The sequence below is a fragment of the Pseudomonas sp. AM4(2022) genome, from assembly GCF_036346515.1.
GTDB classification, from domain to species: Bacteria; Pseudomonadota; Gammaproteobacteria; order Pseudomonadales; family Pseudomonadaceae; genus Aquipseudomonas; species Aquipseudomonas paracarnis.
Genome location: NZ_JAOTNW010000005.1, coordinates 22753 through 35567, shown reverse-complemented (window position 1 = coordinate 35567; position 12815 = coordinate 22753). Strand labels below are relative to the sequence as shown.

Here is a 12815-nt window from a genome sequence, read left to right as displayed (position 1 = left end):
GAAGCGCTCCCAACCCTGGCATCACCCATTCCCAGGATGATCTCGGTCGCCTGCATTGGGGCTGCTTCGCAGCCCAGCGGGAGCAAGCTCCCTCGCCACAGGGTTTGCGCAGGCTTTGAATATGCATAACCCCTGTACCCTGATCCCGGTGTACAACCACGAAGCCGCCGTACCCGCCGTGGTCCGCAGCCTGCTGGGCAGCGGCTTGCCGTGCCTGCTGGTCGACGACGGCAGCAGCCCAGCTTGCGCAGCGGTGTTGGCGCAATTGGCCACCCTCGACAACGTCACCCTGCTGACCCTGCCCAGCAACCAGGGCAAGGGCGCCGCCGTGATGGCCGGTTTTCGCGAAGCAGCGCGCCTGGGCTATACCCATGCCCTGCAAGTGGACGCCGATGGCCAGCACGACCTGCGCGAAGTCGAGACCTTTATCCACACCTCACGCCAGCACCCCGACGCCGTCATCTGCGGCTACCCCGAATACGACGACAGCGTGCCCAAGGGTCGCCTGTACGCACGTTACCTGACCCACGTGTGGGTCTGGATCAACACCCTGTCGCTTGAGATTCGCGACTCGATGTGCGGCTTTCGCGTGTACCCGCTGGCGCCGACCCTGGCGCTGATGGACTCGGCCTATATCGGCACGCACATGGATTTCGACTCGGACATCCTGGTGCGCCTGGCCTGGCGCAACCAGCCTATGCGCTGGCTGCCCACCCAGGTGCACTACCCCGCCGACGGCCTGTCGCACTTTCGTTTGTTGCGCGACAACCTGCGCATCAGCGCCATGCACACACGGTTGTTCTTCGGCATGCTCGTGCGTGCGCCGATGATCCTGTGGCGACGGTGGCAAGCATGAACGACAGCTCCAAGCATTGGGCCGACCGCGAGGAACGCGGCAGCTTCTGGCTGATGAAATTCACGGCGGTCGCGGTGAAAGTCCTCGGCCGTCGCCTATTGAGCCCGTTGCTCTACAGCATCGTCTTTTACTTCTTCCTGTTCGGCCGCACCGCGCGCTACAGCGCCTGGCAATACCAGCAGCGGCTGGCGCAGTGGAGCGGGCGCGATGACTTGCTGCCGACCCACCGCACAGTCTTTGCCCAGTTCATGGCCTTCGCCGACTCGCTGCTGGACAAGCTCGACGTATGGAACGGCAAGCTGCGCCTGGAGCAAATCGAGATCAACGACCCGGCGCAGTTACGTAGCCACCTGCGTGGCGAGCGTGGGCAGATGCTGGTGGGCGCGCACCTGGGCAACCTGGAAGTGTGTCGCGCCCTGGCGGAGATCGGTGAACAGGTCACCATGAATGTACTGGTGCACACCAAGCACGCCGAGCGTTTCAACCGCCTGCTGGGCGAGGCCGGCGCGACCCATTTGCGCCTGATCCAGGTCAGCGAACTCGACCCGGCTACCATGCTGCTGCTCAGCCAGCGCCTGGACGATGGCGAGTGGCTGGCGATTGCCGGCGACCGCATCCCGCTGCACGGCGGGCGCACGGTGCGCGTGGATTTCCTCGGTCATACGGCGGCATTCCCCCAAGGCCCATGGCTGCTGGCAGGGTTGCTCAAGTGCCCGGTCAATCTACTGATGTGCCTCAAGCACCAGGGCCGCTATCGCCTGACTATCGAGCCCTTTGCCGACTTGATCGAATGGAAGCGCAGCACCCGCGAGCAGGTCATCGCCCAATGGACCGCACGCTACGCCGCACGCCTGGGCCAGTTCTGCCTGCAAGCGCCCCAACAATGGTTCAACTTTTACCCTTTCTGGAAGACCGATGACGACGCCCCTTGAGCCCATCACCTTTGGTGAACGCCCCCTGCGCATCGAAGACGTGCTGGCCCTGGCCAACCGCCAGGTGCCCACTCGCCTGCAGGACGATGCCGCGTACCGCCAGCGCATCGCCAAGGGCGCGCAGTTCCTCGACTCGCTGCTGGACAAGGAAGGCGTGATCTACGGCGTGACCACCGGCTACGGCGACTCCTGCGTAGTGGCAGTGCCGCTGGAACACGTCGAAGCCTTGCCGCGTCATCTGTACACCTTTCACGGTTGCGGCCTGGGCAAATTGCTTGATGCCCAGGCTACTCGCGCCGTACTGGCGGCGCGTTTGCAGTCGCTGTGCCATGGTGTGTCCGGGGTGCGTGTGGAACTGCTGGAACGCCTGCATGCCTTCCTCGAACAGGATGTGCTGCCGCTGATCCCGGAAGAGGGTTCGGTGGGCGCCAGTGGTGATCTGACGCCGCTGTCCTACGTGGCCGCGACCTTGTCCGGCGAGCGCGAGGTGCTATTTCGCGGCGAACGCCGCCCGGCGGCCGACGTGCACCGCGAGCTGGGCTGGGAGCCGTTGGTCCTGCGCCCCAAGGAAGCCCTGGCCCTGATGAACGGCACCGCGGTGATGACCGGCCTGGCCTGCCTGGCCTTTGCCCGCGCCGACTATCTGTTGCAACTGGCCACGCGCATCACCGCGCTCAATGTGGTGGCCCTGCAAGGCAACCCGGAACACTTCGACGAGCGCCTGTTCGCCGCCAAGCCACACCCTGGGCAGATGCAAGTGGCCGCGTGGCTGCGCAAGGACCTGGCCATCGACGCGCCCACCGCGCCCCTGCATCGCCTGCAAGACCGTTATTCGCTGCGCTGCGCGCCCCACGTGCTCGGCGTATTGGCGGACAGCCTGAACTGGCTGCGGTCCTTCATTGAGATCGAGCTGAACAGTGCCAACGACAATCCGATCATCGATGCCGAAGAAGAACGTGTGCTGCATGGCGGGCACTTCTACGGCGGGCATATCGCCTTCGCCATGGACAGCCTCAAGACCCTGGTCGCCAACGTTGCCGACCTGCTCGACCGCCAGCTCGCACTGCTGGTGGACGTGCGTTACAACCATGGCCTGCCGAGCAACCTCTCAGGCGCCCCGGCTGACCGTGCAATGATCAACCATGGCTTCAAGGCCGTGCAAATCGGCACCAGCGCCTGGACCGCCGAAGCGCTGAAAAACACCATGCCGGCCAGCGTGTTCTCACGCTCCACCGAGTGCCATAACCAAGACAAAGTGAGCATGGGCACCATCGCTGCCCGCGATGCGATCCGCGTGCTGGAGCTGACCGAACAGGTCGCCGCCGCGACCTTGCTCGCCGCCAACCAAGGCGTGTGGCTGCGCGCCCAGGCCGAGGATGCTCGCCCACTGCCACCGGCACTGGCCGCGATGCACGCGGAACTGGCCCAGGACTTTGCGCCGGTCATCGAAGACCGCGCCCTGGAAGGCGAACTGCGCCTGTGCCTGCAACGCATCGCCACGCAACACTGGAGGCTGCATGCGTAGCCCCGGCGTGTTGCACAGCGACACTGAAATCCTTGTGCCGTTTTTCGACATCGACACCATGAACGTGGTGTGGCACGGGCATTACGTGAAGTACCTGGAAGTGGCTCGCTGTGCGTTGCTGGACAAGATCGGCCATAACTACACGGCGATGCTCGAAGCCGGCTACGCGTGGCCGGTGATCGACATGCAGCTACGCTATGTGCGCGGCGCGACGTTCGGCCAGACCATCAATGTGCGCGCCAGCCTGGTGGAATGGGAAAACCGTTTGAAGGTGAATTACCTGATTACCGACCTGGCCAGCGGCGAGCGCTTGACCCGCGCCAGCACCGTGCAAGTAGCGGTGCAAATCGCCAGCCGCGAGATGCAACTGGCCTCGCCCAAAGTCTTCACCGACGCCGTAGAGAGAGCCCTGGAATGAGACCCCCTGTAGGAGCGAGCTTGCTCGCGAAGATCGCCAACGATAACGCGGGGCGCCTGACACCCCGTGGGGCCCTCAGGTTTTTCGCGAGCAAGCTCGCTCCTACAGCGGCTGCGTTGTTGCTGAGCTTCAGCGCCCACGCCTTCGACCTGCAGCAGTTGAGCGATCAGCTTGCCAAACCCTCCGTGATCCACGGCAACTTCACCCAGGAAAAACACCTGCGCGCCCTGCCCCAGCCATTGGTGAGCAAAGGCACCTTCGTGCTCGCCAAGGATCACGGCCTGCTGTGGCTGTTGAAAACTCCGCTGCAACAGGACTACCGCATTACAGCCCAGGGCATTGCCCGCCGTGACGCCAATGGCTGGCAACTACTGCCAAACAAGAGCGCCGGCGCCGAACAGAATCGTTTGTTCCTGGCAGTACTGCAGGGCGACAGCAGTGGCCTGCAGCGCGACTTCGACCTGCAACTGCAAGGCGAGGCCCAACAGTGGAAGCTGACGCTGACCCCGCGTTCGCTGCTGCTCAAGCAAGTGTTCACCCAGATCAATATCGACGGCGGCGCGCTGGTGCACAGCATTGAACTGCTGGAAACCCAAGGCGACAGCACGCTGTTGCGCATGCAGGACAGCACGGCCGACCAGCCCCTGAGCGACGCGGAGCAACACGACTTTGCCCAGTGAGCGCCTACTGCCGCGCCTGTTCCTCACCCTGCTGATGGCCGTGCTGGCCCTGGCTGGCTGGCAGTGGCGTGATGGCGCGCCTTTATCGGCCAACCTGATGGAGCTGGTGCCCGGCAGCACGCCGGACGCCTTGGAACTGCAAGCCGAACAGCGCATGCAGGAGCCGCTCAACCGCGAAATGCTGGTACTGGTGGGGCATGCCGACCGCCAGCAAGCGGTGGCCGTGGCGCAGCAACTGGGTGAGCGTTGGCAGGCCAGCGGCCTGTTTGAAAAGGTGCAGTGGAACCTGCAAGCCGACTTGCCAGCATTGCGCGAGCAACTGCTGCGTGGGCGTTTGTCGATGCTCTCGTCCAAGGACCGCGAACAACTGACCCAACAGCCTGAGGCGTTCATCCAGCAACGCGTGCAATCGCTGTTCGACCCCTTCACCGGTTTCAGCCTGGTGCCAAGCCAGGACGATTGGCTCGGCCTGACCGGGCGCATCCAGAACAGCCAACCGCAACACGGCGCGGTGCAAATGGATATCGGCAGCGGCGCCTTGATCGCCGATGCCGACGGCAAGAGTTGGGTGCTACTGCGGGCGCGCACTACCGGCAACGCATTCGACATGAAGCTGCCGCTGCAGGTCGCGGACTTGCTGAAGGCCAGCCGCGAGCAAGCCGGCGCACACGGCGCGCAACTGCTCGCCGCCAGCGGTTTGCTCTATGCGGCCAACGGGCAACAGCAGGCCACTCGGGAAATGACCTGGGTCGGCGGCGGCGCCACCCTGGGCATCCTGTTATTGCTGTTGCTGGCGTTCCGGCGCTGGCGGGTGTTGCTGGCATTCGTGCCGGTGCTGGTGGGCATGCTGTTTGGCGCGGTGGCGTGCGTGGCGCTGTTTGGGCATATGCATGTGATGACCTTGGTGCTGGGTTCCAGCCTGATCGGCGTGGCGGTGGATTACCCGCTGCATTACCTGTCCAAAAGCTGGAGCCTGCAGCCGTGGCGCAGTTGGCCGGCGTTGCGCCTGACCCTGCCGGGGCTGAGCCTGAGCCTGGCCACCAGTGCTATCGGCTACCTGGCGCTGGCCTGGACGCCGTTCCCGGCGCTGACCCAGATTGCGGTGTTCTCCGCTGCCGGCCTGGTCGGTGCCTATTTGTGCGCCGTGTGCCTGTTGCCCGCACTGCTCAAGGGCGTGGAACTGCGCCCGGCGCAATGGCCGCTGCGTGTCGCCCAAAGCCTATGGCAACTGCGTACGGCCCTGCTCAAACGCGTGCCCGGATCGGTGCTGCTGGTGGGGGTGCTGCTCTTCTGCGCCGCGGGCCTGTGGCAACTGAACACTAAAAACGATATCCGCCAATGGATCGGTGCGCCGCCGCAGTTGCTGCAAGAAGCCCAGGCCGTGGCACGCATCACCGGGTTCCAGCCCACCAGCCAGTTTTTCCTGGTGCGGGCGGACAATCAGCAGCAGTTGCTGGAACGCCAGGCCGCCCTGGGCAAACGCTTGGATCAGTTGGTGCAGATGGATAAGCTCCAGGGCTACCTGGCGCTCAATCAACTGGTCAACCTTCCTGGCGAGCAACAACAGCTGCGCGAGGCGCTGAACAACCTGGCGCCACACTGGCAACCGCTACTGGACCTCGGCGTGCCCCTCAGCGCCCTGCAAGCCGAAGTGGCGCAGTTGCAGGCGCTGCCCACCGCAGACATCGACGCCGCACTGCAAGGCCCGCTGGCCGAGCCCTGGCGCACGCTGTGGCTCGGCCCGGTGGACGGCGGCGTGGCGGCCATGGTCAGCCTGCAAGGCTTGAATAACCCGGCGTTGCTGCGGGTGCAGGCGCAGGACTTGCCCGGCGTGCAGTTGGTGGACCGCCTGGGTGACTTGAACCGGGTGTTCGCCGACACGCAGATCAGCGCTGCCGAATTGAAGTTGCTGTCTTGCGTGCTGATCGTGCTATTGCTGATTGCGCCCTTCGGCGTTGGCGGCGCCTTGCGTATCGTCGCCCTGCCGCTGCTGGCCGCGTTGTGCAGCCTGGCCAGCCTCGGTTGGCTGGGCCAGCCTCTGACCCTGTTCAGTCTGTTTGGCCTGTTGCTGGTCACGGCCATCAGCGTTGACTATGCGATTTTGATGCGCGAGCAGATCGGCGGCCCTGCCGTCAGCCTGTTGGGAACACTGCTGGCGGCACTGACGACCTGGTTGTCGTTCGGCCTGCTGGCGGTCTCCAGTACACCAGCCGTGAGCAATTTCGGCTTGTCGGTCAGCCTGGGCCTGGCGTTCAGCTTTATGCTGGCACCCTGGGCCGGCCGGCAGAAACACGCCTTATGAATGTGATTAGCGCCTATGCGGCAAGGAGCCCTCGTGCCCACAGTTGAAATGGAACGTCGCCAGGTGGTGGTGATCGGTGCCGGGCCTTCCGGTGCCATCGCGGCCGCGCTGTTAAAGCGCAAAGGGCATGATGTATTGATCATCGAGCGCGAGCATTTCCCGCGCTTCTCGATTGGCGAAAGCCTGCTGTCGCACTGCATCGACTTTATCGAAGAAGCCGGCATGCTCGACGCTGTGCAAGCGGCAGGCTTCCAGGTAAAAACCGGCGCGGCCTTCGCCTGGGGCGAGCGCTACAGTGCCTTTGATTTCAGCGATACCTTCAGCAACGGCAAGCCCACCACCTTCCAAGTGCAGCGCGGCGAGTTCGACAAATTGCTGGCCGACCAGGCTGCGCTGCAAGGCGTGGAAATCCGCTATGGCCAAACCATTGTCGGCGTGGATTTTTCTGCCGAGAGCCGGTATTTGCATGTGCGCCGCGAGAATGGCAGCGAGTACCACCTCAAGGCCAGGTTCGTGCTCGATGCCAGTGGCTATGGCCGTGTGTTGCCACGCCTGCTGGACCTGGAAGCACCGTCGAATTTCCCGCTGCGCCAGGCCGTGTTCACCCACGTCGAAGACCGTATCGAACACCCAGGCTTTGACCGCAGCAAAATCCTGGTGACCACTCACCCGACCAAGCGCGATATCTGGTTCTGGACCATCCCGTTCAGTAACGGCCGTTGCTCGGTGGGCGTGGTCGCGGCCAAGGAGCATTTCGAGGGCGCCGACAGCGACCTCGACGCCTGCCTACGCAGCTTTATCGAGCAAACCCCAAGCCTGTCCGGCGTGCTGCAAAATGCCGTCTGGGACACCCCGGCGCGCACCATCGGTGGCTACGCGGCCAACGTCAAGACCCTGCACGGCCCAGGCTTTGCGCTGCTGGGCAACGCGGCGGAATTCCTCGACCCGGTGTTCTCCTCCGGCGTGACCATTGCCATGCGTTCGGCAAGCATGGCCGCGGGTGTGCTGCACCGCCAATTGAGCGGCGAAACGGTGGACTGGCAAACCGAATTTGCCGAGCCGCTCAAACGCGGTGTCGATACCTTCCGTTGCTACGTCGAAGGCTGGTATGCGGGCACGTTCCAGGACGTGATTTTCCATCCTGGTAGTTCAGCCGAGATTCGCCGCATGATCAGCTCGATCCTGGCCGGCTACGCCTGGGATGAACGCAACCCGTTTGTCAGCGAGCCCAAGCGGCGCTTGCGGATGCTGTCTGAAATTTGTGCGAGTGAGCCGGTATGAGCAGCCCAGGCGTTGAAAAAAACTACCTGAGTCAAAACTACGTCGAAGAGACCAAGTTCGGTTTCTGGTTCCTGCGCAGCCATACCTGGCAGCATCACGTGTTGCGCGTGGCGATCAATGACCTGCGCAGCCTGTTCAGCGAGCCGCTGCCGGTGGCGCCGGTGTTGCTGGATGCCGGTTGCGGCCAGGGCAAATCCTTCCAGTTGCTGCATCAGGTGTTTGCGCCTTCGCGCCTGATCGGCCTGGATGCCGACCCTCACAGCCTGGCACTGAGCCGTGAAGAAGCCGCGCGGCTGGGCCTGGACGTCGAGTTGATCGGCAGCGACTGCGCGACCCTCAACCTAGCGGATGCCAGCATCGATATCCTGTTCTGCCACCAGACCTTCCATCATCTGGTGGAGCAACATCGCGCACTCAAGGAGTTCTATCGGGTGCTCAAGCCGGGCGGCTATTTGCTGTTCGCCGAATCCACCGAAGCCTACATCGACACCTGGGTGATTCGCTGGCTGTTCCGCCACCCGATGCATGTGCAAAAGAGCGCCGAAGAGTACTTGGAGATGCTACGCGAGCAGGGCTTTGAGTTCGCTGCACAGAACATTTCGTACCCTTACTTGTGGTGGAGCCGTTCCAGTGACTTCGGCCTGCTGGAACGCTGGGGCCTGCGCAAGGCACCGCCGGTGGGCCAGCGCGAGGAAACCCTGGTCAACTGCGTGGCCCGTAAACCTGCGGAGAATGCGGCCCCATGATGCGCCTGCTGTTGATAAGTTGCCTGCTGCTGCTCGGCGCCTGCGCCAGCCAGGCGCCGCTGCCGGAAAAAATGCCGGCCCTGGCCTTGCCGATGCAATTGCATGTGCAGCGCCTGGCGGACGGCCAGAGCCAGGACTGGCTGCTGGTGATCCAGCGCGAAGGCCGCGCGATTCGCTGGTCGATGATGGACCCGCTGGGCATTCCCCTGGCCCGGCAAAAACTGCTTGATGGGCAGTGGCAGGCAGACGGCTTGCTGCCGCCCAACCCCCAGGCGCGCACGCTATTTGCCGCGCTGCTGTTTGCCCTGACCGCGCCCGGTGACGTACCGGCGTTGTATCCCACTGCCCAGGCCATGGACCTGACGCGCACGCTGCCGGGCCACTGGCAGATCGTCTACCAGTCTTCGGAGGTGTTCAGCGTGAACATGGCCGACCCGCCATTGAGTTACCGCATCACCCCGCTGGGTGTGAGCCGATGACCGCCTACCTCAATGCCCTTGGCGTGATCTGCGCCCTTGGCCGTGGCCAGGCGCAAGTCAGCCGCAACCTGTTTGCCGGCGACTGTTCGGGCATGCGTGCCGAAAGCGGCTGGGTGCCGGAACGCGTAGTGCCGGTGGCCGCCGTACACGGCGAACTGGCGAGCCTGCCCCCTGAGCTGGCCCAGCAAAGCAGCCGCAATAACCAATTGCTGTTGGAAGCGGCGCTGCAGATTGAAGATGAGATTCGTCAGGCCATTCAAACCTACGGCCCTGGCCGGGTCGGGGTTGTGCTGGGCACCAGCACCTCGGGCATTGACGAAGCCAGCCGTGGCATTGCCCATTACCTGCAGAACACGCAGTTCCCCGCTGACTACGACTACCAGCAACAGGAACTCAGCGCTCCGGCCAACTTCCTCGCTGACTGGTTGAACGTGAGCGGCCCGGCCTATGTGATTTCCACCGCCTGCACCTCCAGCGCCCGTGCATTGATGAGTGCCCAGCGCCTGTTGGACCTGGGGGTGTGCGATGCGGTGATCTGCGGCGGTGTGGACAGCCTGTGCAAGCTGACGCTGAACGGGTTTACCGCGCTGGAAGCAGTGTCTGCCGAGCGCTGTAATCCGTTCTCGGTGAACCGCAACGGCATCAATATCGGTGAAGCGGCGGTGCTGTTCCTGATGAGCCGCGAGCCGGCCCCTATCGCCTTGCTGGGCAGCGGCGCCAGTTGCGACGCGCACCATATCTCCGCGCCCGAGCCCAGCGGCAAGGGCGCGTTGCTGGCCATGCGCAAGGCCTTAGCCTGCGCGAAGCTTTCGCCCGAGCAGATCGGCTACCTGAACCTGCACGGCACCGCGACCCTACACAACGACGCCATGGAAAGCCTGGCGGTCGCCAGCCTGTTTCCCGGCGGCGTCGCCTGCTCATCGACCAAGCCCATGACCGGCCACACCCTCGGCGCTGCCGGGGCCCTGGAAGCCGCGTTCTGCTGGCTGAGCCTGACCCATCGCCTGCTGCCACCCCACGTATGGGACGGCCATCCCGACCCGGCGCTGCCCGCGTTGCAATGGGTGCGCAGCGGCGACAGCTTGAAAAAAACCTGCCTGATGAGCAACTCGTTTGCCTTCGGCGGTAACAATGTCAGCCTGATAATCGCAGAGGCCCCATGATCGATTGGCCACTCGCCGAACTGCTGCCCCACGCGGGCGACATGATCCTGATCGACCAGGTGCTGTCGTTCGATGATGAGCAGATTCACACCCGCGTCACCGTCAAGCCCGGCGGCCTGTTCAACCGTGATGACGGCAGCCTGCCAGCCTGGGTCGGCATCGAGCTGATGGCGCAAAGCGTCGCCGCCTATGCCGGTTGCCATGCACGCCAGCAAGGCAAGGCCGTGGAGCTGGGCTTCCTGTTGGGCACGCGTAAGTTCGAGTGCAATGTGGAGCACTTCCCGGCCGGTGCCGAACTGAACATCCACGGCCTGCGCTCCCTGGAAGACGACAACGGCATGGGTGTGTTCGAATGCCACCTCACCGGCGACGGCATCCAGGCCAGCGCGCGCTTGAACGTATTTCGACCGCCCCAGGCGGCCAACTATTTAGATGAATCGAAGGACGAAACGCCATGACTGAATCCGTACTGGTCACCGGCTCCAGCCGTGGCATCGGCCGCGCCATTGCCCTGCGCCTGGCCCAGGCCGGCCATGACATCGTGCTGCATTGCCGCAACGGCCGCACCGAAGCCGACACCGTGCAGGTCGAGATCGAGGCCATGGGTCGCAAAGCGCGGGTGCTGCAATTCGACGTGTCCGACCGCGCCAGTTGCAAGGCCATTCTTGAAGCCGACGTGGAGCAACATGGTGCCTACTACGGCGTGGTGCTCAATGCCGGCCTGACCCGCGACGGTGCCTTTCCTGCTCTGTCGGAAGACGATTGGGATGTGGTGATGCGCACCAACCTGGATGGTTTCTACAACGTGCTGCACCCGGTGATGATGCCGATGATTCGACGCCGCGCCGCCGGGCGTATCGTGTGCATCACCTCGGTGTCCGGACTGATCGGCAACCGCGGCCAGGTCAACTACAGCGCGTCCAAAGCCGGCTTGATCGGTGCGGCCAAGGCGCTGGCCATTGAATTGGGCAAGCGCAAGATCACCGTCAACTGCGTGGCGCCGGGCCTGATCGACACCGCGATGCTGGATGAAAACGTGCCGGTAGAAGAACTGATGAAAATGATCCCGGCCCAACGCATGGGCACGCCGGAAGAAGTCGCCGGCGCAGTGAACTTCCTCATGTCGGCCGAAGCCGGCTATATCACGCGCCAGGTGCTGGCCGTGAACGGGGGCCTGTGCTGATGAAGCGAGTTGTCGTCACCGGCATGGCCGGCGTGACCTCCCTGGGCAGCGACTGGGACACCATCGCCGCGAACTTTCGCGCCAACCGCAGCGGCATCCGGCGCATGGATGAGTGGGACCGTTTCACCGAATTGAACACGCGCCTGGCCGGCCCTATCGACGATTTCGTCGTGCCCGCTCACTGGACGCGCAAACAACTGCGCAGCATGGGCCGCGTCTCGCGCCTGGCGGTATGGGCGGCGGAGCAGGCCCTGCTGGACGCCGGCTTGCTCGGTGACGAGTCGATCAAGGACGGACGCATGGGCGTGGCCTGTGGCTCGTCCACCGGCAGCACCGATGAGATCAAGGCGTTTGGCAATATGCTGCTCAACTCGGTGGCCGAGGGGCTCAATGCCAATTCCTATGTGCGCATGATGCCGCACACCACGGCAGCGAATATCAGCATCTTCTTTGGCCTCACGGGCCGGCTGATTCCCACCTCCAGCGCCTGCACCAGCGGCAGCCAGGGCATTGGCTACGCCTATGAGGCGATCAAGTTCGGGCGCCTGCCGTTGATGCTTGCGGGCGGCGCAGAAGAACTGTGCCCCACCGAAGCCATGGTGTTTGATGCGCTGTACGCCACCAGCCTGAAAAACGACGCCCCGCAAACCAGCCCGCGCCCCTACGACAGCGGCCGCGATGGCCTGGTGATCGGTGAAGGCGGCGGCATGCTGGTGCTCGAAGAGTTGGAACACGCACTCGCGCGAGGCGCGCATATTCATGCGGAGCTGGTCGGCTTCGGCAGCAACGCCGACGGCCAGCACACCACCCGCCCGGAACAGAAAACCATGCGCCGCGCCATGGAGCTGGCCCTGGAAGACGCAGGTCTTGAACCGTCCGCCATCGGCTACGTGAACGGCCACGGCACGGCCACCGATCAGGGCGACATCGCTGAAACCCTGGCCACCAGCAGCCTGTTTGGCAGCCGTATGCCGATCAGTTCGCAGAAAAGTTTCCTGGGGCACACCCTGGGCGCGTGCGGGGCGTTGGAATCGTGGTTCAGCATCGAGATGATGAACCGCGACCAGTACGTGCACACCTTCAACCTGGATTCGGTCGACCCGCAATGCGGCGAGCTGGACTACCTGCAAGGTGGCTTTCGCCAGATGCACAACGACTACGTGATGAACAACAACTTTGCCTTCGGCGGCGTCAACACCTCGTTGATCTTCCGCCGCTGGGCCTGACTTTTTAATCGACCGGAGAAAACG

Annotated in this window: 13 protein-coding genes; all 13 read left to right on the top strand. The window is 63.8% G+C overall.

Annotation, left to right across the window (positions count from 1 at the left end; translation table 11 throughout):
- Positions 1–121: 121 nt before the first annotated feature.
- Genes ODQ19_RS08590 through ODQ19_RS08530 form a run of 13 tightly spaced genes read left to right on the top strand, consistent with a single transcriptional unit; the run spans position 122 to position 12791 of the window.
- Complete coding sequence (locus ODQ19_RS08590; protein ID WP_330209804.1) at positions 122–856, top strand: glycosyltransferase family 2 protein; 735 nt, start codon at positions 122–124, stop codon at positions 854–856.
- Positions 853–1788, top strand: a complete 936-nt coding sequence (locus tag ODQ19_RS08585) for an LpxL/LpxP family acyltransferase (RefSeq protein WP_330209803.1) — start codon at positions 853–855, stop codon at positions 1786–1788. The genes ODQ19_RS08590 and ODQ19_RS08585 overlap by 4 nt, the downstream gene beginning before the upstream one ends.
- A complete protein-coding gene (locus tag ODQ19_RS08580; RefSeq protein WP_330209802.1) occupies positions 1772–3313 on the top strand; it encodes an HAL/PAL/TAL family ammonia-lyase in 1542 nt (513 codons plus the stop codon). Before ODQ19_RS08585 ends, ODQ19_RS08580 begins: the two co-directional genes overlap by 17 nt.
- On the top strand, positions 3306–3731 hold the full coding sequence (locus ODQ19_RS08575; protein ID WP_034125591.1) for an acyl-CoA thioesterase: 426 nt from the start codon (positions 3306–3308) through the stop codon (positions 3729–3731). Before ODQ19_RS08580 ends, ODQ19_RS08575 begins: the two co-directional genes overlap by 8 nt.
- Positions 3728–4411 carry an outer membrane lipoprotein carrier protein LolA gene (locus tag ODQ19_RS08570; protein WP_330209801.1) on the top strand — a complete coding sequence of 228 codons (684 nt, stop codon included), beginning with the start codon at positions 3728–3730 and terminating at the stop codon, positions 4409–4411. The genes ODQ19_RS08575 and ODQ19_RS08570 overlap by 4 nt, the downstream gene beginning before the upstream one ends.
- Positions 4401–6713, top strand: coding sequence for an MMPL family transporter (locus ODQ19_RS08565; RefSeq protein WP_330209800.1), 2313 nt, complete (start codon positions 4401–4403; stop codon positions 6711–6713). The genes ODQ19_RS08570 and ODQ19_RS08565 overlap by 11 nt, the downstream gene beginning before the upstream one ends.
- Positions 6714–6746: 33 nt before the next feature.
- On the top strand, positions 6747–7994 hold the full coding sequence (locus ODQ19_RS08560; protein WP_330209799.1) for an NAD(P)/FAD-dependent oxidoreductase: 1248 nt from the start codon (positions 6747–6749) through the stop codon (positions 7992–7994).
- Positions 7991–8740, top strand: a complete 750-nt coding sequence (locus ODQ19_RS08555; RefSeq protein ID WP_330209798.1) for a class I SAM-dependent methyltransferase — start codon at positions 7991–7993, stop codon at positions 8738–8740. Before ODQ19_RS08560 ends, ODQ19_RS08555 begins: the two co-directional genes overlap by 4 nt.
- The gene (locus ODQ19_RS08550) at positions 8737–9219 is read left to right on the top strand and encodes a hypothetical protein (RefSeq protein WP_020301667.1); all 483 of its coding nucleotides are present in this window, start codon (positions 8737–8739) and stop codon (positions 9217–9219) included. Before ODQ19_RS08555 ends, ODQ19_RS08550 begins: the two co-directional genes overlap by 4 nt.
- Complete coding sequence (locus tag ODQ19_RS08545; protein ID WP_330209797.1) at positions 9216–10382, top strand: beta-ketoacyl-[acyl-carrier-protein] synthase family protein; 1167 nt, start codon at positions 9216–9218, stop codon at positions 10380–10382. Before ODQ19_RS08550 ends, ODQ19_RS08545 begins: the two co-directional genes overlap by 4 nt.
- The gene (locus ODQ19_RS08540; protein ID WP_330209796.1) at positions 10379–10840 is read left to right on the top strand and encodes a hotdog family protein; all 462 of its coding nucleotides are present in this window, start codon (positions 10379–10381) and stop codon (positions 10838–10840) included. The genes ODQ19_RS08545 and ODQ19_RS08540 overlap by 4 nt, the downstream gene beginning before the upstream one ends.
- On the top strand, positions 10837–11565 hold the full coding sequence (gene fabG / locus ODQ19_RS08535) for a 3-oxoacyl-ACP reductase FabG (RefSeq protein ID WP_116666201.1): 729 nt from the start codon (positions 10837–10839) through the stop codon (positions 11563–11565). The genes ODQ19_RS08540 and fabG overlap by 4 nt, the downstream gene beginning before the upstream one ends.
- Positions 11565–12791 carry a beta-ketoacyl-ACP synthase gene (locus ODQ19_RS08530; RefSeq protein WP_330209795.1) on the top strand — a complete coding sequence of 409 codons (1227 nt, stop codon included), beginning with the start codon at positions 11565–11567 and terminating at the stop codon, positions 12789–12791. The genes fabG and ODQ19_RS08530 overlap by 1 nt, the downstream gene beginning before the upstream one ends.
- The last annotated feature ends 24 nt before the right edge of the window (positions 12792–12815 follow it).

Coding starts and splice junctions, on each gene's coding strand:
- fabG (WP_116666201.1), top strand. CDS start 10,837: ATGACTGAATCCGTACTGGTCACCGGCTCCAGCCGTGGCATCGGCCGC.
- ODQ19_RS08530 (WP_330209795.1), top strand. CDS start 11,565: ATGAAGCGAGTTGTCGTCACCGGCATGGCCGGCGTGACCTCCCTGGGC.
- ODQ19_RS08550 (WP_020301667.1), top strand. CDS start 8,737: ATGATGCGCCTGCTGTTGATAAGTTGCCTGCTGCTGCTCGGCGCCTGC.
- ODQ19_RS08585 (WP_330209803.1), top strand. CDS start 853: ATGAACGACAGCTCCAAGCATTGGGCCGACCGCGAGGAACGCGGCAGC.
- ODQ19_RS08580 (WP_330209802.1), top strand. CDS start 1,772: ATGACGACGCCCCTTGAGCCCATCACCTTTGGTGAACGCCCCCTGCGC.
- ODQ19_RS08545 (WP_330209797.1), top strand. CDS start 9,216: ATGACCGCCTACCTCAATGCCCTTGGCGTGATCTGCGCCCTTGGCCGT.
- ODQ19_RS08540 (WP_330209796.1), top strand. CDS start 10,379: ATGATCGATTGGCCACTCGCCGAACTGCTGCCCCACGCGGGCGACATG.
- ODQ19_RS08575 (WP_034125591.1), top strand. CDS start 3,306: ATGCGTAGCCCCGGCGTGTTGCACAGCGACACTGAAATCCTTGTGCCG.
- ODQ19_RS08570 (WP_330209801.1), top strand. CDS start 3,728: ATGAGACCCCCTGTAGGAGCGAGCTTGCTCGCGAAGATCGCCAACGAT.
- ODQ19_RS08555 (WP_330209798.1), top strand. CDS start 7,991: ATGAGCAGCCCAGGCGTTGAAAAAAACTACCTGAGTCAAAACTACGTC.
- ODQ19_RS08590 (WP_330209804.1), top strand. CDS start 122: ATGCATAACCCCTGTACCCTGATCCCGGTGTACAACCACGAAGCCGCC.